This window comes from Streptomyces sp. NPDC030799, assembly GCF_055572255.1.
The window spans coordinates 400,808-427,021 of record NZ_JBVIDS010000006.1; the positions used below are offsets into that span (position 1 = coordinate 400,808).

21 protein-coding genes are annotated in these 26,214 nt (G+C 71.2%); 15 read left to right on the top strand and 6 right to left on the bottom strand.

The features are described from left to right. The first annotated feature begins 24 nt into the window (after positions 1-24). Genes ACZ41I_RS17910 through ACZ41I_RS17935 form a run of 6 tightly spaced genes read left to right on the top strand, consistent with a single transcriptional unit; the run spans position 25 to position 10,169 of the window. On the top strand, positions 25-222 hold the full coding sequence (locus ACZ41I_RS17910) for an acyl-CoA dehydrogenase family protein (protein ID WP_468514595.1): 198 nt from the start codon (positions 25-27) through the stop codon (positions 220-222). Beyond that, a complete protein-coding gene (locus ACZ41I_RS17915) occupies positions 219-1,331 on the top strand; it encodes an HAD-IIIC family phosphatase (RefSeq protein WP_468514543.1) in 1,113 nt (370 codons plus the stop codon). The genes ACZ41I_RS17910 and ACZ41I_RS17915 overlap by 4 nt, the downstream gene beginning before the upstream one ends. Continuing rightward, on the top strand, positions 1,328-2,242 hold the full coding sequence (locus tag ACZ41I_RS17920) for an LLM class flavin-dependent oxidoreductase (RefSeq protein ID WP_468514544.1): 915 nt from the start codon (positions 1,328-1,330) through the stop codon (positions 2,240-2,242). Before ACZ41I_RS17915 ends, ACZ41I_RS17920 begins: the two co-directional genes overlap by 4 nt. A 9-nt stretch (positions 2,243-2,251) precedes the next feature. Continuing rightward, positions 2,252-4,630 carry a lantibiotic dehydratase gene (locus tag ACZ41I_RS17925; protein ID WP_468514545.1) on the top strand — a complete coding sequence of 793 codons (2,379 nt, stop codon included), beginning with the start codon at positions 2,252-2,254 and terminating at the stop codon, positions 4,628-4,630. A gap of 21 nt (positions 4,631-4,651) precedes the next feature. Beyond that, complete coding sequence (locus ACZ41I_RS17930; protein ID WP_468514546.1) at positions 4,652-9,748, top strand: amino acid adenylation domain-containing protein; 5,097 nt, start codon at positions 4,652-4,654, stop codon at positions 9,746-9,748. Between the two features lie 55 nt (positions 9,749-9,803). After that, positions 9,804-10,169 (top strand): hypothetical protein, encoded by a 366-nt coding sequence (locus ACZ41I_RS17935; RefSeq protein WP_468514547.1) that lies wholly within the window; start codon positions 9,804-9,806, stop codon positions 10,167-10,169. Between the two features lie 100 nt (positions 10,170-10,269). Here the strand turns inward: ACZ41I_RS17935 and ychF are convergent, their stop codons facing one another. After that, entirely contained in the window at positions 10,270-11,358 is a 1,089-nt protein-coding gene (gene ychF, locus ACZ41I_RS17940; protein ID WP_399764166.1) for a redox-regulated ATPase YchF, read from the bottom strand. A gap of 185 nt (positions 11,359-11,543) precedes the next feature. Here ychF and ACZ41I_RS17945 point away from each other — a divergent pair, with 185 nt between their 5' ends. Further along, positions 11,544-12,098, top strand: coding sequence for a DUF6542 domain-containing protein (locus ACZ41I_RS17945; protein ID WP_468514548.1), 555 nt, complete (start codon positions 11,544-11,546; stop codon positions 12,096-12,098). Between the two features lie 52 nt (positions 12,099-12,150). Here ACZ41I_RS17945 and ppgK read toward each other — a convergent pair whose 3' ends face one another. Then, complete coding sequence (gene ppgK, locus ACZ41I_RS17950; protein ID WP_468514549.1) at positions 12,151-12,897, bottom strand: polyphosphate--glucose phosphotransferase; 747 nt, start codon at positions 12,895-12,897, stop codon at positions 12,151-12,153. Positions 12,898-12,969: 72 nt separating this feature from the next. Next, positions 12,970-13,977, bottom strand: coding sequence for a 4-hydroxy-3-methylbut-2-enyl diphosphate reductase (locus tag ACZ41I_RS17955; protein WP_363217354.1), 1,008 nt, complete (start codon positions 13,975-13,977; stop codon positions 12,970-12,972). Between the two features lie 164 nt (positions 13,978-14,141). Here ACZ41I_RS17955 and xseA point away from each other — a divergent pair, with 164 nt between their 5' ends. The 3 genes from xseA to ACZ41I_RS17970 all read left to right on the top strand — a co-directional run bounded on the left by xseA (position 14,142) and on the right by ACZ41I_RS17970 (position 16,342). Then, entirely contained in the window at positions 14,142-15,350 is a 1,209-nt protein-coding gene (xseA, locus tag ACZ41I_RS17960; RefSeq protein WP_363217353.1) for an exodeoxyribonuclease VII large subunit, read from the top strand. After that, a complete protein-coding gene (locus ACZ41I_RS17965; protein WP_399764157.1) occupies positions 15,347-15,589 on the top strand; it encodes an exodeoxyribonuclease VII small subunit in 243 nt (80 codons plus the stop codon). The genes xseA and ACZ41I_RS17965 overlap by 4 nt, the downstream gene beginning before the upstream one ends. A 162-nt stretch (positions 15,590-15,751) precedes the next feature. After that, positions 15,752-16,342, top strand: coding sequence for a malonic semialdehyde reductase (locus ACZ41I_RS17970; protein ID WP_363217351.1), 591 nt, complete (start codon positions 15,752-15,754; stop codon positions 16,340-16,342). Positions 16,343-16,461: 119 nt separating this feature from the next. Here the strand turns inward: ACZ41I_RS17970 and ACZ41I_RS17975 are convergent, their stop codons facing one another. Next, complete coding sequence (locus ACZ41I_RS17975) at positions 16,462-16,989, bottom strand: DUF4245 domain-containing protein (RefSeq protein ID WP_363217350.1); 528 nt, start codon at positions 16,987-16,989, stop codon at positions 16,462-16,464. 128 nt (positions 16,990-17,117) lie between these two features. Here ACZ41I_RS17975 and glpX point away from each other — a divergent pair, with 128 nt between their 5' ends. Then, entirely contained in the window at positions 17,118-18,152 is a 1,035-nt protein-coding gene (gene glpX / locus ACZ41I_RS17980) for a class II fructose-bisphosphatase (RefSeq protein ID WP_363217349.1), read from the top strand. A 166-nt stretch (positions 18,153-18,318) separates the two neighbouring features. Here glpX and ACZ41I_RS17985 read toward each other — a convergent pair whose 3' ends face one another. Continuing rightward, complete coding sequence (locus ACZ41I_RS17985) at positions 18,319-18,696, bottom strand: WhiB family transcriptional regulator (RefSeq protein ID WP_363217348.1); 378 nt, start codon at positions 18,694-18,696, stop codon at positions 18,319-18,321. A 174-nt stretch (positions 18,697-18,870) separates the two neighbouring features. Then, the gene (locus tag ACZ41I_RS17990; protein ID WP_468514550.1) at positions 18,871-19,590 is read right to left on the bottom strand and encodes a DUF1707 SHOCT-like domain-containing protein; all 720 of its coding nucleotides are present in this window, start codon (positions 19,588-19,590) and stop codon (positions 18,871-18,873) included. Between the two features lie 167 nt (positions 19,591-19,757). Here ACZ41I_RS17990 and ACZ41I_RS17995 point away from each other — a divergent pair, with 167 nt between their 5' ends. From ACZ41I_RS17995 to ACZ41I_RS18010, 4 genes are all read left to right on the top strand, one after another. Then, positions 19,758-21,428: a fumarate hydratase gene (locus ACZ41I_RS17995; RefSeq protein WP_399764148.1), complete on the top strand. Its 1,671-nt coding sequence runs from the start codon at positions 19,758-19,760 to the stop codon at positions 21,426-21,428. Positions 21,429-21,495: 67 nt separating this feature from the next. Next, positions 21,496-22,881 carry a class II fumarate hydratase gene (locus tag ACZ41I_RS18000; RefSeq protein ID WP_399764145.1) on the top strand — a complete coding sequence of 462 codons (1,386 nt, stop codon included), beginning with the start codon at positions 21,496-21,498 and terminating at the stop codon, positions 22,879-22,881. A gap of 117 nt (positions 22,882-22,998) precedes the next feature. Then, positions 22,999-23,694, top strand: a complete 696-nt coding sequence (gene fomD / locus ACZ41I_RS18005; protein ID WP_399764143.1) for a cytidylyl-2-hydroxypropylphosphonate hydrolase — start codon at positions 22,999-23,001, stop codon at positions 23,692-23,694. A gap of 268 nt (positions 23,695-23,962) precedes the next feature. Then, on the top strand, positions 23,963-26,065 hold the full coding sequence (locus ACZ41I_RS18010; RefSeq protein ID WP_468514551.1) for a SpoIIE family protein phosphatase: 2,103 nt from the start codon (positions 23,963-23,965) through the stop codon (positions 26,063-26,065). Positions 26,066-26,214: the final 149 nt, after the last annotated feature.

Consider the following 26,214-nt stretch of genomic DNA (forward strand, 5'->3'; position numbering starts at 1 on the left):
GGGGAGACGGGAGGGGGGACGAGACTGACAGGTTATTTTCCCGCACAGGATGCCAAAAGGAACGCCGCGGGGGGGGGGGGAGGCGGGGCGGCCCCCCCCCCCCCCCCCCCCAGTCCCGTCGCCCGCTACTACCGGGACGCCAAGGTGATGGAGATCATTGAGGGAAGTTCGGAGATCCAGCGGCTGACCATAGCCGAAGCGGCCTACCGGGCGGCAGCATGAGCGCGACCGCCGTCCCGGGCGACGCCGCCGGCCGCCGCGGCCGCGTCAAGTGCGTCGTATGGGACCTGGACAACACACTGTGGGACGGGGTGCTCCTGGAGTCGGGTGACTCCCCCGTCGCCCCGCACCGGCACGTCATCGACCTCATCCGCCTGCTCGACCGGCGCGGGGTGCTGCACTCCGTCGCCAGCCGCAACGACGAGCAGGCGGCGATGAAACGGCTCGCCGAACTCGGCATCGACGACCTGTTCGTCTATCCGCAGATCGGCTGGAACCCCAAGTCGGAGTCGGTGGCCGCGGTCGCCCGCGCCCTCAACGTCGCCACGGACGCGCTGGCCTTCGTGGACGACGACGCCTTCGAACGTGCCGAGGTCGCTCACGCCCTCCCCGAGGTGCTGTGTCTGTCGCCCGACGACCTGGACGGCGCCGCCGAACTGCCGGAGCTGACCCCCCGCTTCGTCACCGCCGAGTCGGCCCGGCGCCGGCATATGTACCAGAGCCAAGCGGTCCGGGAGGCGAGCGAACGCGAGTTCACCGGCGCCCCGGAGGAGTTCCTCGCCGGCCTCGGCATGGTGTTCACGATCCGCAGGGCCGGGGTGGACGACCTGCAACGCGCCGAGGAACTGACCGTACGTACCAACCAGCTCAACTCGACGGGCCGCACCTACTCCTACGAGGAGCTGGCCGCCGTCAGTGACAGCCCCGGCCATGTGCTGCTCGTCGCGGAACTGTCCGACCGGTTCGGCGACTACGGCACCATCGGCCTGGCCCTCGCCGAACGCGGCGACCCGCACTGGCACTTGCGGCTGCTGCTGATGTCCTGCCGCACGATGTCCCGCGGCGTCGGGACGATCCTGCTCGGCCATGTGATGACCCTCGCGCGGGAGGCCGGCGCGCGGTCGCTGCGCGCGGACTTCGTGGACACCGGCCGCAACCGGATGATGCGGATCACGTACGCCTTCGCCGGATTCACCGAAGCCGGCGCCGACGGAGACCATCTGCTCCTGGAGTCGGACCTGACCCGCATTCAGCAGCCCGCCGACTACATCCGCGTGGTCGTCGACCCCGCACCCGAACTCCCCGAGGCCACAGGAGTACACAGCCGATGAAGCCCGCACGACGGCCGCTGGTGATATCACCCCGTTTCCAGGGCGGCGAGGAACTGGTGGAGCGGGTCCGGCTCGCCGAACGGCTGGGCGTCGACCGGGTGTGGCTCGAACAGCAGCCGGACCAGCGCGACGCCCTGCTCACCGCGGCCTCCTATCTGCAGGCCGCCCCCTCCATCACCGTCGGCACCGCCGTCCTGCCGGTCTATGCGCGCCATCCCGTCGCCATGGCGCAGGCCGCCGCCACGCTCGCCGAACTGTCCTCCGGGCGGTTCCTGCTCGGCATCGGCTACAGCCACAAGTTCGTCAACGAGTACGTACTGGGCCTGCGCCAGGGCGCGCCGGTCGAGGTCATGCGCGAGTACACCGGCATCGTACGGACCCTGCTGCGCACGGGAAACGTCGACGCGGACGGCGACCACTTCACGGCACACGCCCAGTACAACGGGGAACGGCCGCAGGTGCCGCTGTACCTGGCCGCGCTGCGGCGGCACATGATCCGGCTCGCCGTCGAGGCCGGCGAGGGCATCGTGATCTGGCTGGCCTCCCCCCGCTATGTGCGCGAACGGGTGATGCCGGTGGTGCGCGAGGCGTGCGCCGAGTTCGGCAAGGACGAACGGGACTTCGACGTCGTCACCATCCTTCCGGCGTATGCCGGCAAGAACGAGGACGAGCAGCGGGCCCAGTGGGAGAAGTCGGCGTCCTCCTATCGCATGCTCCCGTACTACCGGCACGTCCTGGACGCGTTCGGCAGGCCGCAGCCGGAGGAATTCGCCCTCATCGGGTCACCGGCCCGGGTGCGTGAACGGATGGCCGAGTTCCGCGAGCTGGGCTGCGTCCCGGTGCCCTCGCCGATGCCGGGCACGGACGAGGAGTTCGTCCAGACGGTGGAGGCCGCCTACGGCGACGCGTAGGAGGCCCCCATGGAGTCGAGCGAGAAACGGTTGATCATGGAGAGCAGATCCCTGCCGGTGGACGGCCTGCGGATCCCCCTCGGCCACGGAGACTGGCTGCTGTGGCGTGACGTCGTCGTACGCAGCGCCGGATTCCCCCTGTCCCGGCTCACGTCGACGGCCGACACCGAGTGCGCTCTCCTCGCCGACCGGTACGTCGCGGACCCCGGTGCCGAAGCCGGCTACCGGGCGCGGTGGAACACGGCTCTGGAGCGGATCTGCGGCGAGATGCTCGGCATCGTGGACACCGGCGGCGTGCAGCAGGCCCTGCTGTGGCAGAACCCGGGCATGCTCGACCGGGCCGTGACCTGGCTGCGGGAGAACACGGCCGCCCCCTACTCCCGCAACCGCCGGCGCAAGCGCGAAGAGCTGACGCTGATGAAGTACCTTCAGCGCTACCACACCAAGAACGAGACCATCGGGTTCTTCGGACCGGTGGCCTGGGGGCGGTTCGCGGACATCCCCGAGACCCAGCGGCAGAATCCCGGCCCCCGGCTGCTGCGGGATCATTCCGTCATCTTCGAGGTCTGGGCCGTCGACGCCCTGGCACGTGCCTTCGCGGAGGACTACGGGCTGCGCCCCCATCTCCCTCCCGTCGTCTCGCACCAGGTCGGGCTGCACGGCCGGGCCGTCCTGCGCGCCGACGCACCGATGCTGGTGCTCGACCGCGGCCAGGCCCTGGTCGCCGCCTGCTGCGACGGCAGCCGGACCCCCGCCGAGATCGCCGCGGAGGCGGTCCGGCGGGGCGGCGCCCCGGAGTCCTCCCCGCTGCCATGGGTCACCGACCGCCTCGGCGAGCTGGTGGACCTCGACGTGATCACCTGGGGTTTCGACATCCCGCCCAGCTCCGGCGCCGCCGATGCACTGCGCGAGCAGCTCCTGGCGCTTCCGGCCGTACCGGCGCGCGGGGAGGCCCTGTCCGTCCTGGCGGAGCTGGAGCGCGCCCGGCACGACATTCCCGCGCCACCCGTCGCCGCCGACCGGCTGGGCACGGCGCTGAACCGCCTCGACGACGTCTTCGGCAGAGCCACCCGGCGCCCCGCCTACCGTCAGTCGCACCTGTCGTCCAAGGGCCGGCGCGTGGTGATCGAAGACTGCGCGCGGGACGTCGACGTCACCCTGGGCACCGGCCTCCTGCGGCAGACCGCACCCGCACTGGGCTTGCTGCTGGACAGCACCCGCTGGCTGATGCGGCAGCTGGGCGAGGCCTACACCGGCGTGCTCCAGACCCTGTTCACCGACCTCGGCGGGCGGCCCGGCCAGGACGTCCCGCTGCCCCAGCTGCTCTCCCTGCTGCTGCCGGAGGTGGAGCGCGGACAGGCCGACGCCGCGGTGGTCGCCGACTTCCAGGACCGCTGGCGCACGGTCCTCGACTACGACCCGGAGGCGGCCCGGCGGACCTGCCGCGCGCAGGACATCGCCGACGCCGTCGCGCGGCTGTTCACCACCCCTCGGGGCGCCGCGCCGCCCTGGCACTCCGCCGGCTACCACAGCCCGGACATCATGCTCGCCCAGGAGTCGGACAGCGGGCACGTCTTCGCCGTCATGGGCGAGATGCACCTGTCCCAGATGAGTCTGAACTCCACGAACTTCGCCCAGTTCCACCCGGATCCGCAGCGGCTGATCGCCGCGGCCGACGAACACACCCATCCGCATCCGCACCACGTCCCGCTGTACCCGCGCAGCCTGGACGACCTCTCCGCCCACTGGTATCCGACACCGGAACTCCAGTCCCACCGGTACACCTACCTGTCGTTCGGACCCCGATGCGGCGCCCGCAGCGCACCCCGGGACCGCACGGTCCCCCTCACCGAACTGGCCGTCCGCGCCCGCCCCGAGGGACTCGTCGTGGTGCATGGCACGGACGGCACGGCAGGGCCGGACACACCGGTGCTGGAAGTGGTGGGCGAGTTCCTGGTCCGGCGGGTGACCGACCACTTCCGCATCGTGCCGCCGCTGGCCCACACGCCCCGCATCACCGTCGACCGGCTCGTGGTGTCCCGTGAGGCATGGCGCCCGCGGCTGAGCGACATACCGGTCGGCAAGGGCACCGACGAAGCCGACGCCTTCGCCCGCCTGCGGCACTGGAGCCGGGAACTCGGCCTTCCCCGGCATGTCTTCTGGCGTGTCGCGGGCGAACCGAAGCCCGTCCACCTGGACTTCGACAACCCCCTGCTGGTCGGCCTGTTCGCCATGACCCTGCGCCGGATCGCCCTGGACGGCGACGGCCAGGTCACGCTCACCGAAATGCTCCCGCGGCCCGACCAGCTGTGGCTGCGCGACTCCGCCGGCCGCACCTACACCAGCGAGCTGCGCATGGTGACCGTCGACGACTCCTGGAACTCCTGACCTCACTCAAGGGATACGCACGTGTCAGTGGCGAGAGACTCCGGCCCCCAGCATCTCGTCGGCGCCTGCAGGCCGCACGAGGCCCGGCACGGAATCCCGGGGCTGCTGCGGACCACGCGGCTGCGCAGCCCCGAGGCGACGGCCTGCGAGGAGCCCGGCCGGCGGACGCTGAGTTACGCGGAACTCGACGCGCTCAGCGACGCCGTCGCCGACGACATCCTCGCGGCCACGCACGGCAGGCGCGGCCCCGTCGCCCTGGCCCTGCGCCGAGGCGTCGACATGGTCGTGGCCCTGCTCGGGGTGCTCAAGGCCGGCTGCTGGTACGTGCCCGTCTCACCCGACGAGCCGGAACACCGGCTCGAACCCATGCTGCAGACCGCGCGCCCCCTGCTGGTGCTCGCAGCGGCCGGCGATGTGCCGGCGGCGTTCGCGGCCGCGGGCGTCGAGCGCCTCGATGTCCGTCACTCGTGCGACCCCGGTGCGCGGCCGCCGCGTCCACTGCCCGAGGTGGCGCCCGACCAGCCGGCCTACCTGATGTTCACCTCTGGATCGAGCGGCGTCCCCAAAGGCGTGATCCAAGGCGCCGCCGGTGTCGTGAACCGCATCCTGTGGCAGGTGGACCGCTACGGCCTCACACCCGAGGACCGCATCCTGCAAAAAACGCCCTACACCTTCGACGTCTCCGGCTGGGAGTTCTACTGCCCGCTGGCCGTCGGCGCCCGCATCGTCCTGCTCCCCGAGGGCGATCACCGCGATCCCGCGCGTCTGGCCCGCTTCCTGCGCGAACAGGCCATCACCGCCTGCCACTTCGTGCCCTCCATGCTGACGGAGTTCCTGCGCGTGGCCACGCCCGAGGACGTCCGGTCGGTGCGGCTGGTCTTCGCCAGCGGCGAGGCACTCCCCGCCCCGCTGTGCGTCGCCTTCCACCAGGTCTTCCGTGCCTCGCTCAGCAATCTCTACGGCCCCACGGAAGCCGCCATCGAGGTGTCGTACTGGCCGGTGCCCCGCACGATCGGGACCGGCGACCGGGTCCGCATCGGACGCCCCGTCGACAACACGGAACTCCTCGTCATGGACGAACGGCACCGTCCCGTGCCCGCCGGCTCCCCCGGCGAGCTGTGGATCGGCGGGGTCCAGGTGGCCCAGGGCTACGCCGGACAGCCCGAGGAGACCGCGCGGGCGTTCCCGGAGCTGGACGGGCGGCGCTACTACCGCACCGGGGACCTGGTCCGGATCGTCGACGGCGAACTGGAGTTCCTCGGCCGCGCCGACCACCAGGTCAAGATCAGGGCAGTCCGGGTCGAGGCCGCCGAGGTCGAGCGGGCCCTGGTCCGGCACCCGGCGGTCAAGGAGGCGATCGTCGCCGCCGTCGACGTGTCCGGAGCCGGCCCGGAGCTGCTCGCCGCACTGACACCGGCGGCCGGAACGCGGCCGCCCGGCGCCGCCGAGCTGCGCAGACACCTGGGCGACCTGCTGCCGCCGGCCTTCGTCCCGTCCGGCTTCCGCTGGCTCGACACCCTGCCGGTGCTCAGCTCGGGCAAGGCCGACCGCACGGCGGTACGCGAGGCGCTGGGCGCCTGGTGGGCGGCCACAGCGCACGCGGGTCGGCCCGCCGGCCACCCGGAGGACACGCTCGGCGCCCTGTGGTGGTCCACCCTGCCCACGCCCGACGAGGAACCCGCTGACGACGCCGAGAGCCTCGGCTTCCTCACCCTGGGCGGCCACTCCCTGCTCGGTGTGCGCCTGCTCGCCCGGATCCACGCCGAACTCGGTGCGGACCTGCCGCTGTCGCTCCTGCTGACGGACAACGCCTCACTGGCCGACGTACGGGCGCAGCTCCGCACCGCCGCCCCGGCAGCCGCACCGCCTTCCCACCGGCATGCCGCCGCCCCGGACCTCGTACCCCTCACTCCGGCGCAGCGCGCGCTGTGGCTGATCAGCCGGCTGCACGGGGCGGAGGCGGCGGCCTACAACGTGGTCGGATCCCTGCGCCTGAGCGGGCCCCTGGACATACCGGCCCTCGCCGCCGCACTGGACGACGTGGTGACACGCCATCAGGCGCTGCGCCTGCGGATCACTGAACGGGCGGACGGTGACCCCGTACTGGAGGAAGTACCGGACGTCCGGGCCGTCCTGGACGTCCGGACGGCCGACGGCGCGCTGACCCCGGACCGGACGACGTCCTTCGTGCGGGAGGTCGCCCGGACCCCGCTGGAGCTGTCCCGGGCACCGCTCATGAGGGCCGCCCTGCTGCCCGGGGCCCACGGGCATGACGACGAGCAGGCCTGCCTCGTGGTCTCGCTGCACCATGTGATCGCCGACCAGCACTCCCTCGACCTGGTGCTGCGGGACCTGGCCGCCGCCTACGCCGCACGGCTCGACGGCGCCGCCCCCGAACTGCCGCCCGCGCCCGGCTTCCTCGACCACGCCGCCCGGACGGGCGCCGGCCAGGCCGTCCGGCAGCACCGCAGCCGCGACCTCGCGTACTGGACGGAGCTGCTGCGCAACGCCCCGGCGGAGTCCGCCCTGCCCTTCCGGCGCCCCGGCGGGCAGCCGCCGAGCTTCGCCGGGGAGAGCGAGGCGCTCCGGCTGAGCCGCGAGGACACCCTGCGGATCGAGGCGTTCTGCCGAGAACACGCCGTCACGCCGTTCACGCTGTTCGTGACCTGCCTGGCGCTCGTCGTACGGGGCTGGCTCGGGCGGGACGCCCTCGTCCTGGGCGTCCCCGTGTCCCAACGGCGTACGGCGGCCCATGACGACCTCGTCGGCTTCCTGCTCAGCACCGTGCCGCTGCTGGTCGAAACCGAGGCGGACGCCAGTGTCGCCGCCGTGCTCCAGCAGGTCGGCGACCGGATGGCGGAAGCGGTGGACCACTCGGCGACGGACTTCGCGTCGATCGTCGAGGCACTGGGTCTTCCGACCCGGCCGAACGGCAACCCCCTGTTCCAGATCTGGGTCAACGACCTCTCGCACGCCGCACCCGCACCGTCGTTCCCGGACGTCACCGCGGAGCTGCTGCGCCCGCCGGGACACGCGGCGCTCTTCGACGCGAACTTCTATCTGCGTCGCGAACCGGACTTCACCCTGGAGCTGACCGTCGCGACCGACCGCGTGCCGCGGGAAGCGGTCGGTCACCTGCTCGGCCAGACACACCAGGTGCTGCGCCAGGTGCTCTCCGAGCCCGGCAGCCGCGTCCGCGGCATCACGCTCGCCGACGGACGTGTCCCGGCAGGCGTCGCCGCACCGGCCACGGCCGACCGCGGCCGGGCGGCCACCGTGCTGGACCGGATACGCGCACAAGCCGCCCGCGCACCGTCCGCGGTGGCCGTCACGGAGCGAGGGGCGCAGCCCGGAGAGGCCGTGACACTGACGTACGCGGAACTTCTCGCTCGTACCGACGCCCTGGCCCGTGAACTGGCCGGGGCCGGCGTGGCACCGGGCGATCCCGTGCTGGTCCGCGGCCGGCGGCGGGCGGCCTTCGTATGGGCCCTGCTCGGCTGCTGGGCGGCCGGCGCCGTACCCACGCCGGTGGATGCCGCCCTGCCGTCCGACCTGCTCGGCCGGTACGCCGGCCAGACCGCGCCCGTCGCGCAAATCGAGGTCCCCGAGCGCGGCCCGGACGTGACCGTCGTCCCCGTACCGGCCCCCGCCGGCCGAGCGGTCCTCGGCCCCCTGCCCGAGGGCGCACACATCCTCTTCACCTCCGGCACCGGCCGCGGCCCGGCGGCGGTCCTCGCCCCCCACTCCGCCTTGGCCCACAACCTGGCCTGGTACCGAAGTCATACGGGCCAGACCCCGGACGACCGCACGGCTCTCCTCGGCGGCCTCGGCCATGATCCCGTGCTGAGGGACATCCTGGTGCCGCTGTGCGCGGGGGGCACTCTCGTCGTCCCGCCGGACGACGTCCTCGGCACCCCGGGGACGCTGTTCGACTTCCTCCACGACGAGCGGATCACCCTCCTGCATGCCACGCCGGCCCTGCTGGAGCTGATCGCGTCGGGGCACACGGAACGGCCTGGGCGCCGGCTCGCACGGCTCCGTGTCATCCTCTGCGGCGGTGCTCCGCTCACAGCGGGCCTTGCCCGGCGGGTACGGGCGTTCACGGACGCCCGGCTGGTCAACGCCTACGGAGCGACCGAGACCCCGCAGATCGCGTCCTGCCAAGTCGTCGCGGACACGGGTGAGCGCGTCGACCCGGCCCTGGCGGACGACGAGCCGCTTCCGATCGGCCTCGGTGTGGCCGGGGCGCAACTCGTGGTCGTCGACGACAGCGGCAGGCCCTGTGCCGTTGGCCAGCGGGGTGAAATCGTCGTCAGAAGCCCTCATCTCGCTCTTGGCTACCTGGGATCCGACCGGGACGACAGCGCATTCGGCGAGGGCGCCTTCCGGACCGGGGACCTGGGCCGCGTCGATCTCTGGCAGGGGATACGCCTCGACGGACGCCGCGACCGGCAAGTCCTGCTGAACGGCTTCCGCCTGGCTCTGGAAGAAGTCGAGGCGGCGGCGCTGCGTCATCCCGGGGTCCGCCAAGCGCATGCGGCGGTGACCAGGACGCCTCTCGGCGAACAGCTCTCCCTTGCCGTGGTGCATCACATCGGGGCGCCGGCACCCACGAGTGCGGAGATCCGCCGCCACCTGTCGGCCGTCCTGCCCGGCCATGCGGTGCCATCGGTCATCGACGTGGGCGAACGGCTGTCCATGGACCGCAATCACAAAGCCCGGGCCCAGGCGTCCCGCACGGAGGCGGCAGCAGCCGCGCCGTCACCCTCCCGCTCCTCCGACCGCACCCTCGCCGTACTCGGCGCGGTCGCCGAGGAAGCCCTGGGCGACCCCGTCGACGTGGACGGCAACTTCTTCGACGTCGGCCTCAACTCGATCACGCTGTTGCGCCTGCACCGGTTGCTGGCCACCCGCCTGGGCCGGGAGTTCCCGGTCTCCGCCCTCTTCACCTATCCGAATCTCCGTGCCCTCGCCCAGTTCCTGGACGCCGTCCCCAACGGTCGCAACGCCCAGAACCACGCACTCCGGCGGCCGTCCCCCAGGGCACCGCTGTCCGACAGCACGGCCGAACGCCGCCGTGCCGTTCGTGCACGGCTCAGTCTGGGAGAGGAACCATAGGAGCAGTACGATCAACGCATCGACCACATGGGGGAGTTTCAGGGGGAGTTTCCAGATGGCGGGCTGGCTGTGGCTGCTGATTCCGGCCGTGATCGTAGGCGGGAATTGGATCGTCGACAACGTTCGCGGCGCGTTGAGGACCCGGCACGAACGCAAGCTGGAACTCCTCAAGGCAACCGAGCGCCAGCAACGAGCGCTCCTGGCGGCCGGCCGCCCGCCCGAGCCCGTCTGCGGCTGCACGCACCACCTGGCGAAGCACGACAAGGACGGCGTGTGCCACGAGACGGCAGAGGTGCCGACGGTATGGGACGCCGACCGCAAACCCCTGCGGTACGAATCCCGGCCGTGCAACTGCCAAAAGTACGTAGGTCCGGAGCCACTGAGCACGGTGTTCGCACCAGAGATCACCGACCTCCGCTGAGAGCGGCTCTCCGGGCGCACCACGGCAGAGAACAGCACCACGGCAAAGAAGGGTCCGACTCCAACGAGCCGGACCCTTCTTGTCTTCCTCTGGAGTACGCCTACACGTTGAAGCGGAACTCCACCACGTCCCCGTCCTGCATCACGTACTCCTTGCCCTCCATCCGGGCCTTGCCCTTGGCGCGGGCGTCGGCGACCGAGCCTGCTTCGACGAGGTCCTCGAAGGAGATGACCTCGGCCTTGATGAAGCCCTTCTGGAAGTCGGTGTGGATCACGCCGGCCGCCTCGGGGGCCGTGGCGCCCTTCTTGATCGTCCAGGCGCGGGACTCCTTGGGGCCGGCCGTCAGGTAGGTCTGCAGGCCGAGGGTGTTGAAGCCGACGCGGGCCAGGGTGGCGAGGCCGGGCTCGTGCTGGCCGACGGACTCCAGCAGCTCCAGGGCCTCCTCCTCGTCCAGCTCGGCGAGGTCCGCCTCCAGCTTGGCGTTGAGGAAGATCGCCTCAGCGGGGGCGACGAGGGCGCGCTGCTCGTTCTTGAACTCCTCGTCGACCAGTTCGTCCTCGTCGACGTTGAAGACGTAGAGGAAGGGCTTGGTGGTGAGCAGGTGCAGGTCGTGGAGGAGCTCGTTGCGCTCGGTGCCCTGCACGATGCCGTGCGCGAAGAGCGTGTCGCCCTTCTCCAGGATCTCCTTGGCCTCCTCGACCGCCTTGACCTTGGGGGCGACGTCCTTCTTGATCCGCGACTCCTTCTGGAGACGCGGAAGGACCTTCTCGATCGTCTGGAGGTCGGCGAGGATCAGCTCGGTGTTGATCGTCTCGATGTCGTCCTTCGGCGAGACCTTGCCGTCGACATGGACGACGTTCTCGTCCTTGAAGGCGCGGATGACCTGGCAGATCGCGTCCGACTCGCGGATGTTCGCGAGGAACTTGTTGCCGAGGCCCTCGCCCTCGGAGGCGCCGCGCACGATGCCCGCGATGTCGACGAAGTCGACCGTGGCCGGGAGGATGCGCTCGGAAGAGAAGATCGAGGCCAGTTTGGCCAGGCGGGCGTCGGGGACGCCGACCACGCCGACGTTCGGCTCGATCGTGGCGAACGGGTAGTTGGCCGCCAGCACGTCGTTCTTGGTCAGGGCGTTGAACAGGGTCGACTTGCCGACATTGGGCAGGCCGACGATTCCGATCGTGAGCGACACGTTGCGACTTCCCGTAGATGAGTGGGCCAGGGGGCTGTCAGGGGCCAGAGACCGACACTGGCCGATCCCCCAGTTTACGGGTTCCGCGCCCACCGGCTCGCGGGAGCTTCGAACGTCCGGCCGAGCACTTCCCACCGGCGTGTCGGATGGGTGATTCGGCACATAAACAGACCTAAGTTGGTCCAGTGGAGCAACGCAGAACGCGACCCCCGAACGACGGAGCGCGACGCGGCTCGCGGAAGCCCGCGCACCTGCCCCCGCAGGCCCGGCGCAGGCCCGGCGGGGGCAGGCCCGGCCCGGGGGCGCGGCGGCCGGGGCGGCAGCGCACCACCCGGCCGGCGTCGCCGGGTCCGCTGCTTCCCGGTCCCCGGCTCACCGGGCTCGGCAGCGGACTGTTCTGTGCCGTGCTGATGTTCCTGCTCGGCTGCCTGGACTCGCTGCTGTTCGGCGGGGCCCTCACGGTGTACGGCGTGCTGTTCCTGCCGGTGTGCGTCCTGACCGCGCTGTGGGTGCGGCCCGGGGACGTACTGACCGCTCCGGTGGTCGTACCGATCGCGTTCGCCGTGGGGCTGCTGCCCGTCGCCGACGGCAGCGGGGGGCTGCTCGGCCGGCTGATGGGGCTGTTCACCGGGCTCGCCACCCAGGCCGGCTGGCTGTACGGCGGGACGCTCGTCGCCGGAGTGATCGTGCTGGTACGCCGGGTGCGGTGGGTGCGGTGGCGTAGGCGCCGGACGATCTGAGCGGCGGGCACCGGCTCTCCCGCCGGATCCGGCGCCCGCGGGCCGCCAGGGGCTACGCGTGCTGGGCCGCTCGCATCGCCGCTCCCACGATGCCCGCGTTGTTCTGCAGCTGGGCCGGGACGATCTCGGCTCTGATGCCCTCGATGAAGTGCAGGAACTTGTCGGCCTTGCGGCTGACCCCGCCGCCGATGATGAACAGCTCCGGCGAGAACAGCATCTCGACGTGTGCCAGGTACTTCCGGACGCGGCGCGCCCACTGCTCCCAGCTCAGGCCGTGGTCGTCCTTGGCCTTGCTGGAGGCCTTCTTCTCCGCGTCGTGGCCGTTCAGCTCCAGGTGGCCCAGCTCCGTGTTCGGGACGAGGACGCCGTCCGCGAAGACGGCACTGCCGATGCCGGTGCCGAAGGTGAGCAGGACGACCGTGCCCTTGCGGTCGCGGCCGGCGCCGAACTGCATCTCGGCGACGCCCGCCGCGTCCGCGTCGTTGACGACGGTCACCGGCAGGCCGCCCAGTCTGCTGCTGAACAGGGCGCGCGCGTCGGTGTCGATCCAGCTTCTGTCGACGTTGGCCGCCGTACGGACCGTGGCACCGCCGGTGACCACTCCGGGGAAGGTCAGGCCGACCGGGCCGGTCCAGCCGAAGTGGTCGACGACCTGCTTGACCCCGTCGGCCACGCCGTCGGGCGTCGCCGGGTGCGGGGTGAGCACCTTGCAGCGCTCCTGGGCCAGGTCGCCCCTGTCCAGGTCCACGGGGGCGCCCTTGATCCCGGATCCGCCGATGTCCACACCGAAGATCTGCATGGCTCCACGTTACGACGGACGACTGACAGTCACGCCCCAGGAGTGCCGGCGCTCACGTCCCGGGACCGACGGTCACGCCTCGGGAGTGCCGGACCCGCCGCGCTCGGCGACCAGGGCGGCCGCCTCCTCGCGCAGGTCGCGGCGGAGTTCCTTGGGCAGCGAGAAGGTGATGGACTCCTCGGCGGCCTTGATGATCTCCACGTCGCCGTAACCGCGCTCGGCGAGCCACTCCAGGACCTGCTCGACCAGCACCTCGGGGACGGAGGCGCCGGAGGTGACACCGACGGTGGTGACGCCCTCCAGCCAGGCCTCGTCGATCTCGTCGGCGAAGTCCACCAGGTAGGCCTCGCGGGCACCGGCGAGCTTGGCGACCTCGACCAGCCGCTTGGAGTTGGAGGAGTTGCGCGAGCCGACCACGATGACCAGCTCGGCCTCGGCACCCATCTGCTTCACGGCGAGCTGACGGTTCTGCGTGGCGTAGCAGATGTCGTCGCTGGGCGGGGAGACCAGGCCCGGGAACTTCGTCTTCAGGGCGTCGACGGTCTCCATGGTCTCGTCCACGGAGAGGGTGGTCTGGGACAGCCACACGACCTTGGACGGGTCGCGGACCTCGACCTTGGCGACGTCCCCGGGGCCGTCGACGAGCTGGATGTGCTCGGGGGCCTCGCCGGAGGTGCCGATGACCTCCTCGTGGCCCTCGTGGCCGATCAGGAGGATGTCGTAGTCCTCCTTGGCGTAGCGGACGGCTTCCTTGTGGACCTTGGTGACCAGGGGGCAGGTGGCGTCGATGGTGGCGAGGCGGCCCTGCTCGGCCTCCTCGTGCACGACCGGGGCGACGCCGTGCGCCGAGAACATGACGATGTTGCCCGGTGGCACTTCCTCCGTCCGCTCGACGAAGACGGCGCCCTTCTTCTCCAGGGTCTGCACCACGTACTTGTTGTGGACGATCTCGTGCCGGACGTAGATCGGGGCCCCGTACTGTTCGAGGGCCTTCTCGACGGCGATCACGGCGCGGTCCACACCGGCGCAGTAGCCCCGGGGGGCGGCGAGCAGGACACGGCGGCCAGACGAAGCGGTCATGCGACCCATCGTAAGGGTGCGTTCGGCGGCGCTTCGGCAGGGCTGCGCGCTGGACCGGCCGCGGCTGCGGCGCGCATGCGGGTGCGGCGACTGCGGCTGTGCTGCCACAGCGGCTGCCTGCGGACGGCGCTCCGCTGTCAGCCCCGGCCGATACGCTCGACCGCATGGCTGTGAACACGACCCCTGAGGCTCCCCTGCCGGTAGGCGAGGTCTCCCGGCTGATCGGGGGCTGGATCGACCGGCTCGGTGCGGTGTGGGTCGAGGGGCAGATCACGCAGTTGTCGCGGCGGCCCGGCGCCGGGGTCGTGTTCCTGACGCTGCGCGACCCGTCGTACGACATCTCCGTGAGCGTGACCTGCTACCGGCAGGTGTTCGACACCGTCGCGGACGTCGTCGGCGAGGGCGCCCGTGTCGTCGTACTCGCCAAGCCCGAGTGGTACGCCCCGCGCGGCCAGCTCTCCCTGCGTGCCGCCGAGATCAGACCCGTCGGCGTCGGCGAGCTGCTGGCCCGGCTGGAGCGGCTGAAGAAGGCGCTCGCGGCCGAGGGCTTGTTCGCGCCGGAGCGCAAGAAGCCGCTGCCGTTCCTGCCGCAGCTGATCGGGCTGGTCTGCGGCCGTGCCTCCGCCGCGGAGCGGGACGTGCTGGAGAACGCCCGGCACCGCTGGCCCGCCGTCCGCTTCGAGGTGCGCAACGTCCCGGTGCAGGGCGTGCACGCCGTTCCGCAGGTCGTGCAGGCGGTGAAGGAGCTGGACGCGATCGAGGACGTGGACGTGATCGTCGTCGCGCGCGGCGGCGGCAGCGTGGAGGACCTGCTGCCGTTCTCCGACGAGCAGCTGGTGCGGGCCGTGGCCGAGTGCCGTACGCCCGTCGTCTCCGCCATCGGGCACGAGCCCGACAACCCGCTGCTGGACTTCGTCGCCGATCTGCGTGCCTCCACCCCGACCGATGCGGCCAAGAAGGTCGTACCGGACGTGGGCGAGGAGTTCGAGCGGGTGCGGATGCTGCGGGACCGGGCCCGGCGGTGCATGAACGCGTTTCTGGAGCGGGAGGAGCACGGTCTGGCCCACGCGCTGGCCCGTCCCTCGATGGAGGATCCGCACCGGATGATCGACGAGCGCGCCGGCCAGGTGGCCTCCCTGGTCGAGCGGAGCCGGCGGACCCTCGGTCATCTCCTGGACCGCGCGGACTCGGAGCTGACGCACACGCACGCGCGCGTGGTGGCCCTCTCCCCCGCGGCCACGCTCAAGCGCGGCTATGCGGTCCTGCAGAGGTCCGACGGGCACGTGGTGCGCGGCCCCGACGAGGTGACGGAGGGCGAGGCGCTGCGTGCGCGCGTCGCCGACGGTGAATTCACGGTGAAGGTGGGCGAATGACCAGCAAGGTGGACGAGGCGCTGTCGTACGAGCAGGCGCGGGACGAGTTGATCGAGGTCGTGCGGCGCCTGGAGGCGGGCGGTACGGCTCTGGAGGAGTCCCTGGCCCTGTGGGAGCGCGGCGAGGAGCTGGCGAAGGTGTGCCGGCGCTGGCTGGAGGGTGCGCGGGCCCGGCTGGACGCGGCGCTCGCCGAGGAGCAAGAGGGGGAGGCAGCGGGGCAGGGAGCGGAGACCGAGTAGGCGCGTTCGAGGGGAGGGTCGCTGTATGGAGGCCGTGAGGCGGGTCACCACACCCCTGTCATTGTTGAAGGTTGAACTTCACTGACGTAGGGTCGGTGTCATCAGCCGATCCGGACCACGGTCCGGTACGTCGGCACAAGACGCACCCCTAGGAAAAGCACCATGTCTCTCGTTCTTGACCCCGCCGCCCAGGACCTGCTGTTCCGCGAGGCCCGCACCGCGAACACCTTCACCGACGAACCGGTGACCGACGAGCAGGTCCAGGCGATCTACGACCTGGTCAAGTACGGCCCCACCGCCTTCAACCAGAGCCCGCTGCGCATCACCCTGGTCCGCTCCCCCGAGGCCCGTGAGCGCCTGGTGACGCACATGGCCGAGGGCAACCAGCCGAAGACGGCCGCCGCCCCGCTGGTCGCGATCCTCTCCGCGGACAACGAGTTCCACGAGGAGCTGCCGGCCCTCTTCCCGCACTTCCCGCAGGCCAAGGACGTGTTCTTCAGCGAGCGTCCGGTCCGTGAGAGCGCCGCCGCGCTGAACGCCGCGCTGCAGGCCGCCTACTTCCTGATCGGCGTCCGTGCCGCAGGCCTCGCCGCCGGCCCGATGACCGGCCTCGACTTCGAGGGCGTCCGCAAGGAGTTCCTCGACGACGACCACACCCCGCTGATGGTGGTCAACATCGGCAGGCCGGGCCCGGACGCCTGGTTCCCGCGCTCGCCGCGCCTGGCGTACGACGACGTCGTCACGACCGTCTGAGACACCCGCACGACACCCCGAACGGCCCCGCACGACCCCGTGCGGCGCCCGTACGGCCCCCTCACGCACGAGGCCCCCGGTAACACCGCCGGGGGCCTTGTGCGCATGTCAGGCGTGGCTCACTGCATCTTCAGTGCCGCGGCCACCTTCGTCAGCTCCGGGAAGGACGCCGTGCCGGCCACCACCGTCGTGGAGCCGGGCGTGCCGGTCAGGACGAGGGCGTCGTAGCGGCCGCCGGTGTAGCGGGTCCAGGTCCGGCCGCCGATCGTCTCGGTCTGCTTCGTCGCCGACGCGCCCTGACTGGCCTCGTCGATGAACTCGGACGCCTTCTGCGTGGACTGCTCGATCTGGACGTACTGACCGTCCGGGGTCTGGTAGCCGAGGTGCCAGCGGTCGGAGTTCTCGCCCTGGAAGCGTACGGAGGTCGCTTTCCAGGTGCTCGGCAGGCCCTCGGGGGCGGCCACGGGGTAGCTCGCCGCGCGACGGGCCGTGAGCAGCTCGACCCGGTAGTCGACCCGCTTGAGGTCGGGAGCGTGATCGTCGTGCGGGATGGCGAGGAAATAGACGACCAACGCCGCGATGCCGATCAGGACCAGGGAGAGAACCATGTCCCGGGCCGTCTTCTGCTTACCGTTCGAACCTGCCACGCCCCCTATCGTCGCAGGTGCCCCATCCGCTCATCCGTGGGGCCCCCTGCTCATTTTGTCTGTCCGGCGATAGAGTCAGGGTCCAATACCCTCATCCGGCCGTCGTCGTATCAGAAAGGTGCGCTCCGATGACCGAAAATCATCACCTGCCGTCCGAGCTCGATGTTCCCTCCGAGGCTCCCGACCGCAACCTCGCCCTGGAACTCGTCCGGGTGACCGAAGCCGCTGCGATGGCCGCGGGCCGCTGGGTGGGGCGCGGCGACAAGAACGGCGCCGACGGTGCTGCGGTGCGCGCCATGCGCACCCTCGTCTCCACCGTCTCGATGAACGGCGTCGTCGTCATCGGCGAGGGCGAGAAGGACGAGGCCCCGATGCTCTTCAACGGGGAGCACGTGGGCGACGGTACCGGTCCCGAGGTCGACATCGCGGTCGACCCGATCGACGGCACCACGCTGACGGCCAAGGGCATGCCGAACGCGATCGCCGTCCTCGCCGCCGCCGAGCGGGGCGCCATGTTCGACCCGTCCGCGGTGTTCTACATGGACAAGCTGGTCACCGGTCCGGAGGCGGCGGACTTCGTCGACATCAACGCGCCCGTCGGCGTGAACATCCGCCGGATCGCCAAGGCCAAGCGGTCCTCGCCGGAGGACGTCACCGTCGTCATCCTGGACCGGCCGCGGCACGAGGGTCTGATCAGGGAGGTCCGGGAGGCCGGCGCGCGCATCAAGCTGATCTCCGACGGCGATGTCGCCGGCTCGGTGTACGCACTGCGCGAAGGCACGGGCGTCGACCTGCTGCTCGGTATCGGCGGTACGCCCGAGGGCATCATCTCGGCCTGCGCGGTGAAGTGCCTGGGCGGCACCATCCAGGGCAAGCTGTGGCCCAAGGACGACGAGGAGCGGGCGCGCGCCATCGAGGCCGGGCACGACCTGGACCGCGTGCTGACGACCGACGACCTGGTGTCGGGCGAGAACGTGTTCTTCGTCGCGACCGGTATCACCGACGGTGAGCTGCTGCGGGGTGTTCAGTACCGGTCGGAGACCGCGCTCACCGAGTCGATCGTGATGCGGTCGAAGTCCGGGACGGTGCGGAGGATCTATTCCGAGCACCGGCTGAGCAAGCTGCGGGCGTACAGCGCGATTGACTTCGACCGGGCGAAGTAGTTCCGGGGCGAGTGCGCCCATTCGGAGGGGACGCGGGGAGCGTGGGCGGCTGCGGGTGATCCGTGGCTGCTCGCGCCGACGCGGCGAAGCCGCATCATCACACACAGCCCCGCGCCCCTTGAGGCAGGGACACGCCCTCTGTGCGGAGAGGGCGGCCCTTCTCCACTCATCCGGCTATGCGGTTGGCGGTCGTCGCTCGGGTCGCCTTCTTCAGTTCCATCTCCCGCCTGCGGCGCCTCGCGAGGACCACCCGGCGTTCGGCTGCCGTGAGGCCGCCCCAGACGCCGTACGGTTCGGGCTGGAGGAGGGCGTGTTCGCGGCACTCGACCATCACCGGGCAGCGCGCACAGACGCGCTTGGCCGCCTCCTCGCGGGAGAGCCGGGCGGCGGTCGGCTCCTTCGACGGGGCGAAGAACAGGCCGGCCTCGTCGCGCTGGCACACCGCCTCGGTGTGCCAGGGAGCGTCTTGGTCCCTGTCTCGCGCTGGCACCCGCTGGGCCGGAACGGCAGCGACCTGCAGGGACGAATGCGGCGGTTGCAGCACGGTCTACTCCTGACGACGGCTTCGCGAGCGAGAGACGATGCAGCAAGGCCTACCCGCTGTGCGCGCGCCTATGCACAGCGTTCCCAACAGCAGGCGCACGGCGGCTCGTTCGCGCCCCCGCCGCGAGGGCGCAGGAGGGCCGGACCCTTCCGATCACCGGCGGATTCGCGACTGTCAATGGCCCAGGTGTCTGCGCAGCTTCCGGTCGACCTTGTCCTGGACGCGATCCAGCTTCCGGTCGATCTTGTCCTGTACCCGGTCCAGGATGTCCGCCACACGCTTGCCACGCTTGGGCCGCGCCTCGACATTGCCGAGCACCGCCCAGCCGTCGACGTAGACGACCGGCGCTTCGGAGTCGACCGAGTCCAGCGTGTCCACCTCGAAGTTGCCGAGGACACCGCCTCCGGTGCCGCGCAGCGACACGTTCTCCGGGACACGGATCTGGACGTCACCGAAGACCGAGACAGCCTTGATCACGACCTGCTGGTACTCGAAGATCGCCTCACTGAGGTCGATCTCGACGCTGCCGAAGACCGAGTACGCGTGGATCCGGCGGCCGGCGCGCCAGCGGCCCCGGCGCACCGCGCTGCTGAAGACGGCGACCACGTTGGCGTCGGCCTCGTGCGGGATCGCGTCCGGGGCCGGGCGGGGCGGGACCGGCGTGTAGGCGGAGGCGGACGGCTGCTGGTGGGCGGCCGGCAGGTCCCGTATGAAGGCCTCCAGCTCGCCCACGGTCTTGGCGGCGAGGACGCCCTCGACCCGCTCGGCGTGCTCGTCAGGGGTCAGCCGCCCCTCGGCCAGGGCCTCACGGAGGATCTCGGCGATGCGATCACGGTCGGCGTCCGAGGCACGCAGTTCGGCGACAGGTGCTTCGGTGTGCTTCTGAAGGTCCACGACAGCAGCGTACCGAAACGCGATAGATCGCGACTAGGGGTGGGGAAAAGCCCGGGCGTGTCGAACTGAGCCTCACCTCACAGGTTCGCTGTCGGCGGCAGGTTCTACGCTGGTGAAGCCCGCCAGCGTCGGCGGGCAGCCGTCTGCCGAGTGAGGAATGGGCTGAGATGCCTGAGTTCGCGTACACCGATCTGCTCCCCCAGGGAGAGGACACCACCCCCTACCGGCTGGTGACGTCCGAGGGCGTCTCCACCGTCGAGGGCCCGGACGGGCGGACGTTCCTCAAGGTGGAGCCGGAGGCGCTGCGCAAGCTGGCCGAGGAGGCCATCCACGACATCCAGCACTACCTTCGCCCCGCCCACCTCGCCCAGCTGCGCCGCATCATCGACGACCCCGAGGCGTCCGGCAACGACAAGTTCGTCGCGCTCGACCTGCTGAAGAACGCGAACATCGCGGCGGCCGGCGTGCTCCCCATGTGCCAGGACACCGGCACGGCGATCGTCATGGGCAAGCGGGGCCAGAACGTACTGACGGAAGGCCGCGACGAGGAGGCGCTGAGCCGCGGCATCTACGACGCCTACACCAGGCTGAACCTGCGCTACTCCCAGATGGCCCCGCTCACCATGTGGGAGGAGAAGAACACCGGCTCCAACCTGCCGGCCCAGATCGAGCTGTACGCCACCGACGGCGGCGCCTACAAGTTCCTGTTCATGGCGAAGGGCGGCGGCAGCGCCAACAAGTCCTTCCTCTACCAGGAGACCAAGGCCGTCCTGAACGAGGCCTCCATGATGAAGTTCCTGGAGGAGAAGATCCGTTCGCTCGGTACGGCCGCCTGCCCGCCGTACCACCTGGCGATCGTCGTCGGCGGCACGAGCGCCGAGTACGCGCTGAAGACCGCGAAGTACGCCTCCGCGCACTACCTGGACGAGATCCCCGCCGAGGGCTCGGAGCTCGGCCACGGCTTCCGCGACAAGGACCTGGAGCAGAAGGTCTTCGAGCTGACCCAGAAGATCGGTATCGGCGCGCAGTTCGGCGGCAAGTACTTCTGCCACGACGTCCGTGTCGTCCGCCTGCCCCGGCACGGCGCCTCCTGCCCGGTCGCCATCGCCGTCTCCTGCTCGGCCGACCGCCAGGCCGTCGCGAAGATCACCGCCGAGGGCGTCTTCCTGGAGCAGCTGGAGACCGACCCCGCGCGGTTCCTCCCGGACACCACGGACGAGCACCTCGACGAGTCCTCGGACGTCGTCAGGATCGACCTCAACCAGCCGATGGACACGATCCTCGCCGAGCTGACGAAGTACCCCGTCAAGACCCGCCTCTCGCTGACCGGCCCGCTCGTCGTGGCCCGTGACATCGCGCACGCCAAGATCAAGGAGCGGCTGGACGCGGGCGAGGAGATGCCGCAGTACCTGAAGGACCACCCGGTGTACTACGCGGGCCCGGCGAAGACCCCCGAGGGGTACGCCTCCGGTTCCTTCGGCCCGACGACGGCCGGCCGTATGGACTCCTACGTCGAGCAGTTCCAGGCGGCGGGCGGCTCCAAGGTGATGCTGGCGAAGGGCAACCGCTCGAAGCAGGTCACGGACGCGTGCAACGCCCACGGCGGCTTCTACCTCGGCTCCATCGGCGGCCCGGCCGCGCGCCTCGCCCAGGACTGCATCAAGAAGGTCGAGGTGCTGGAGTACGAGGAGCTGGGCATGGAGGCCGTCTGGAAGATCGAGGTCGAGGACTTCCCGGCGTTCATCGTCGTGGACGACAAGGGCAACGACTTCTTCCAGGATCCCGCGCCCGCGCCGACGTTCACCTCCATCCCCGTGCGGGGCCCCGGGCTCGCGTAAAGGTACGGCGACACCCGGGCGGCCCAGGGCACGGAACATTCGGGCCGCCCGGACCGCTGTACCCGGCATGAGCGATTACCGCATCGAGCACGACTCCATGGGCGAGGTCCGCGTCCCCGCCACCGCCAAGTGGCGCGCCCAGACCCAGCGCGCCGTCGAGAACTTCCCCGTCTCGGGGCAGCGTCTCGAACGCGCCCACATCGAGGCGCTGGCCCGGATCAAGGGCGCCGCCGCCAAGGTGAACGCGCAGCTCGGTGTGCTCGACAAGGACATCGCCGAGGCCGTCCAGGAAGCCGCGGCCGAAGTCGCGGCGGGACAGTGGGACGAGCACTTCCCCATCGACGTCTTCCAGACCGGCTCCGGCACCTCCTCCAACATGAACACCAACGAGGTCATCGCCACGCTCGCCAGTGAGCGGCTGGGCCGGGACGTGCACCCCAACGACCACGTCAACGCCTCCCAGTCCTCCAACGACGTGTTCCCGTCCTCCATCCACATCGCCGCCACCGCCGCCGTCACCCACGATCTGATCCCCGCCCTCGACCACCTCGCCGCCTCCCTCTCCCGCAAGTCCGAGGAGTTCGCCGACGTCGTCAAGTCCGGGCGGACTCACCTCATGGACGCCACGCCCGTGACCCTCGGCCAGGAGTTCGGCGGATACGCCGCCCAGATCCGCCACGGCGTCGAGCGGCTGCGCGCCTCCCTCCCCCGCCTCGCCGAACTCCCCCTCGGCGGCACCGCCGTGGGCACCGGCATCAACACGCCGCCCGGCTTCTCCGCCGCCGTCATCGAGGAGGTCGCCCGGGCCACCGGGCTGCCGCTGACCGAGGCGCGCGACCACTTCGAGGCACAGGGCGCCCGGGACGGGATCGTCGAGACCAGCGGGCAGCTCAGGACCATCGCGGTCGGACTGACGAAGATCGCCAATGATCTGCGGTGGATGGCTTCCGGGCCCCGCACCGGACTCGCCGAGATCCGCCTGCCCGACCTCCAGCCGGGATCGTCCATCATGCCGGGCAAGGTCAACCCGGTGATCCCCGAAGCCGTACTCATGGTGGCCGCCCAGGTGATCGGCAACGACGCCACCATCGCCACCGCCGGCGCCTCCGGGAACTTCGAGCTCAACGTCATGCTCCCGGTCATCGCCAAGAACGTGCTCGAATCCGTCCGGCTGCTCGCCAACGTCTCGCGGCTGCTGGCCGACCGGACCGTCGACGGCATCACCGCCGACCGGGAGCGGACCCGCGAGTACGCCGAGTCGTCCCCGTCCGTGGTGACGCCGCTCAACAAGTACATCGGCTACGAGGAGGCCGCGAAGGTCGCCAAGAAGTCCCTCGCCGAGCGGAAGACGATCCGGGAGGTCGTGCTGGAGGGCGGCTACGTCGAGCGCGGTGACCTGACACTGGAACAACTCGACGAGGCGCTGGACGTCCTGCGGATGACCCGCCCGTGACCCCGTGAGCCGACCGAACCTTTCCGGCCACCGCCGGCCGCCGGCGCCGCCGGCACCCGTCCCGGAACCGTGACGTGCACCGCAGCGTCGTATGCCTGCGGCACCTAATATCTGTCCATGACGGACGACGGAGCGATGACACACCTGGACGCGGACGCGGGACGTGCGAGCCACTGGAACCCGGGGGATCAGATCCTGTGGCGCTACCGGGAGAACGCCGGCCGGCACTTCCACATCGCCCGGCCCGTCACCGTCGTCCGTGACGACGCCGAACTGCTCGCCGTATGGCTGGCCCCCGGCACCGAGTGTGTGAAGCCGGTCCTCGCCGACGGCACGCCCGTGCACCTGGAGCCGCTTCCGTCCCGCTACACCAAGCCGCGCACGGTACAGCGGGACCGCTGGTTCGGCACGGGCGTGCTGAAGCTGGCCCAGCCCGGCCGGCCCTGGTCGGTGTGGCTGTTCTGGGAGCCGGGCTGGCGGTTCAAGAACTGGTACGTCAACCTTGAGCAGCCACTGGTCCGTTGGGCGGGCGGGGTGGACTCCGAGGACTACTTCCTGGACATCTCCGTCCACCCCGACCGCAGCTGGCACTGGCGCGACGAGGACGAGTTCGCGCAGGCCCAGCGGGACGGGCTGATGGACGCGGCCACCGCCGAACGGGTCCGGACGGCCGGGCGGGACGCGGTCGAGGTGATCGAGGCCTGGGGGCCGCCGTTGTCCGACGACTGGCCGCACTGGCGCCCGGATCCGTCCTGGGCGGTACCTTCTCTCCCCGAGGACTGGGACCGTACGCCCGCGCACGTGTCCTCATGAGACCCTTGATGCGCCCCCGGTCCAGAAACGTAGGATCGTCCTCCGCAAGGGCGCACACAAGCAACTCCCGGCGCATCCGCCGGGCTTGACCGATCGTCACCGAGGGGCGGCAGGACGTGAGCGAGGGGTACGACGGCGTGACCACCGCGAACGGTGGCGGCACAAGAACCACCTCTGAGCACGCGGGAATTCCGTTCCTGGGGCACGTATTGCGGGTATCGGGACTTCTGCGGGAGCAACTGCGCGCCCGGCGCGCAGTGCCGTACGGATGGATGCGACACGCGTGACGGAGCAGCCCACCTCCTTCGAGCGCCCCCAGGGCGCCGACTCCGCGGAGGGCCGCGGGGCGCTCCGGCATGCCCCGAAGCAGGTCGGCGGGCCCGCCGCCTTACCGGTCCAGGCCCGGACCGACGGCACGCCCTCCGGCCCGGGGACGACCACGCCCTGCGGCAAGGGGAACAAGGGGAAGGAGCCCCCAGTCAACGGCCCCGAGCACTCCCAGCCCGCCACCACCGAGCCCGGCGCACACCGCCCGCGCCCCGCGCCGGAGGGCATTCCGCCGCAGCCCGGCACCGAGCAGGAGCGGGCGCCGGGCGCTCAGGAACGCCGTACCGGGCAGGGACTGCCGCCCGGACGGCCGATGCCCATGCGGCGCGACGGCGACCGGCTCAGGTTCGTCGGCGCGGCCACCCGGCGGATCGCCCGCGGTCTCGACCTGGACGAGATCGTGATGGGCCTGTGCCGGGCGACGGTGCCGACGTTCTCGGACGCGATCCTGGTCTATCTGCGCGACCCGCTGCCGGTCGGCGACGAGCGGCCCACCGGTCCGGTGGTGCTGCGGCTGCGCCGTACCGACCGGATTCCGCAGGAGCGGGACACCGACGGCGGGCTGCTGCCGCCCGCCTTCGACCCGGAGCCGGAGCCGAGCGCGCTGGCCGAGCTGTCCGCGCTCACCACCGAGCTGTGCGAGGTGCGCCCCGGCGGCGCGCTGAACGAGGTGCTGCGCGGGGTGCGCCCGGTGTTCGCCGACGCGCCCGCCGCCCGGGCCGCGCTGCCCGAGCTGCTCGGCGAGGGCGGCGATGCGGTCGTACCGTCCGGGCAGCACGCGATCCTCGCGCCGCTGCGCGGCAGGCGCCGGGTGATCGGCGCGGCGCTGTTCCTGCGCCGCCCGGAGCGCCCGGCGTTCGAGGCCGACGATCTGCTGGTGGCCGCGCAGCTGGCCACGCACAGCGCGCTCGGCATCGACAAGGCGGTGCTGTACGGCCGTGAGGCGTACATCGCTGACGAGCTGCAGCGCACCATGCTGCCCGAGACCCTGCCCCGGCCGACGGGTGTGCGGCTGGCCTCGCGCTATCTGCCGGCCGCCGAGACCGCCCGGGTGGGCGGCGACTGGTACGACGCGATCCCGCTGCCCGGCAGCCGGGTCGCGCTGGTCGTCGGCGATGTCATGGGGCACTCGATGACCTCGGCGGCGATCATGGGCCAGCTGCGCACGACCGCACAGACCCTGGCCGGACTCGATCTGCCGCCGCAGGAGGTGCTGCACCACCTGGACGAGCAGGCGCAGCGGCTGGGCACCGACCGCATGGCGACCTGCCTGTACGCCGTCTACGACCCGGTCACGCACCGCATCACCATCGCCAACGCCGGTCATCCGCCGCCCGTGCTGCTGCACCTGGGCGGGCGGGCCGAGGTGCTGCGGGTGCCGCCGGGCGCGCCCATCGGCGTCGGAGGGGTGGACTTCGAGGCCGTGGAGCTGGACGCGCCCGCCGGGGCCACGCTGCTCCTGTACACCGACGGACTGGTGGAGTCCCGGCTGCGGGACGTGTGGACCGGCATAGAACAGCTGCGCGAACGGCTCGCCGCGACCGCCCAGTTGACCGGCCCGGACCATCCGCCGCCGCTGGAAGCCCTGTGCGACGAGGTGCTGGACATGCTCGGGCCGGGCGACCGGGACGACGACATCGCGCTGCTCGCGGCCCGCTTCGACGGGATCGCGCCGAGCGATGTCGCGTACTGGCGGCTGGAGCCGGAGGAGACCGCGCCGGGGCAGGCCCGCCGGCTGGCCCGGCGCGCGCTCGCCCGCTGGGACCTGGAGGACCTGACGGACTCGGTGGAGCTGCTGGTCAGCGAGGTCGTGACGAACGCCGTGCGGTACGCGTCGCGGCCCGTGACGCTGCGGCTGCTGCGCACGGACGTGTTGCGCTGCGAGGTCGGCGACGACGTGCCGCAGCTGCCGCGGTTGCGCCAGGCCCGGGCCACGGACGAGGGCGGGCGCGGTCTGTACCTGGTGAACAAGCTGGCCCGGCGCTGGGGTGCGACCCGGCTGAGCACCGGCAAGGTGGTCTGGTTCGAGCTGAACCGGGGCTGAGGGTCCCGGAGATGAGGGAGGGGGGGGGGGGGGGGGGGGGGGGGGGGCCCCCCCCCCCCCCTCCCCCTCTTTTTTTGTTTGGGGGGGGCCTGCTTTTTGTTGGGTGTTTCTGTTATTGGGTGTTTTTTTTGTCTTTTTTGTTGTTGTGT

Excerpts from the sequence above, each read along its gene's own strand:
- ACZ41I_RS17915 (WP_468514543.1), top strand. The coding sequence starts at position 219 with ATGAGCGCGACCGCCGTCCCGGGCGACGCCGCCGGCCGCCGCGGCCGC.
- ACZ41I_RS17920 (WP_468514544.1), top strand. The coding sequence starts at position 1,328 with ATGAAGCCCGCACGACGGCCGCTGGTGATATCACCCCGTTTCCAGGGC.
- ACZ41I_RS17925 (WP_468514545.1), top strand. The coding sequence starts at position 2,252 with ATGGAGTCGAGCGAGAAACGGTTGATCATGGAGAGCAGATCCCTGCCG.
- ACZ41I_RS17935 (WP_468514547.1), top strand. The coding sequence starts at position 9,804 with ATGGCGGGCTGGCTGTGGCTGCTGATTCCGGCCGTGATCGTAGGCGGG.
- ppgK (WP_468514549.1), bottom strand. The coding sequence starts at position 12,897 with ATGCAGATCTTCGGTGTGGACATCGGCGGATCCGGGATCAAGGGCGCC.
- ACZ41I_RS17955 (WP_363217354.1), bottom strand. The coding sequence starts at position 13,977 with ATGACCGCTTCGTCTGGCCGCCGTGTCCTGCTCGCCGCCCCCCGGGGC.
- xseA (WP_363217353.1), top strand. The coding sequence starts at position 14,142 with ATGGCTGTGAACACGACCCCTGAGGCTCCCCTGCCGGTAGGCGAGGTC.
- ACZ41I_RS17965 (WP_399764157.1), top strand. The coding sequence starts at position 15,347 with ATGACCAGCAAGGTGGACGAGGCGCTGTCGTACGAGCAGGCGCGGGAC.
- ACZ41I_RS17970 (WP_363217351.1), top strand. The coding sequence starts at position 15,752 with ATGTCTCTCGTTCTTGACCCCGCCGCCCAGGACCTGCTGTTCCGCGAG.
- glpX (WP_363217349.1), top strand. The coding sequence starts at position 17,118 with ATGACCGAAAATCATCACCTGCCGTCCGAGCTCGATGTTCCCTCCGAG.
- ACZ41I_RS17995 (WP_399764148.1), top strand. The coding sequence starts at position 19,758 with ATGCCTGAGTTCGCGTACACCGATCTGCTCCCCCAGGGAGAGGACACC.
- ACZ41I_RS18000 (WP_399764145.1), top strand. The coding sequence starts at position 21,496 with ATGAGCGATTACCGCATCGAGCACGACTCCATGGGCGAGGTCCGCGTC.
- fomD (WP_399764143.1), top strand. The coding sequence starts at position 22,999 with ATGACGGACGACGGAGCGATGACACACCTGGACGCGGACGCGGGACGT.
- ACZ41I_RS18010 (WP_468514551.1), top strand. The coding sequence starts at position 23,963 with ATGGATGCGACACGCGTGACGGAGCAGCCCACCTCCTTCGAGCGCCCC.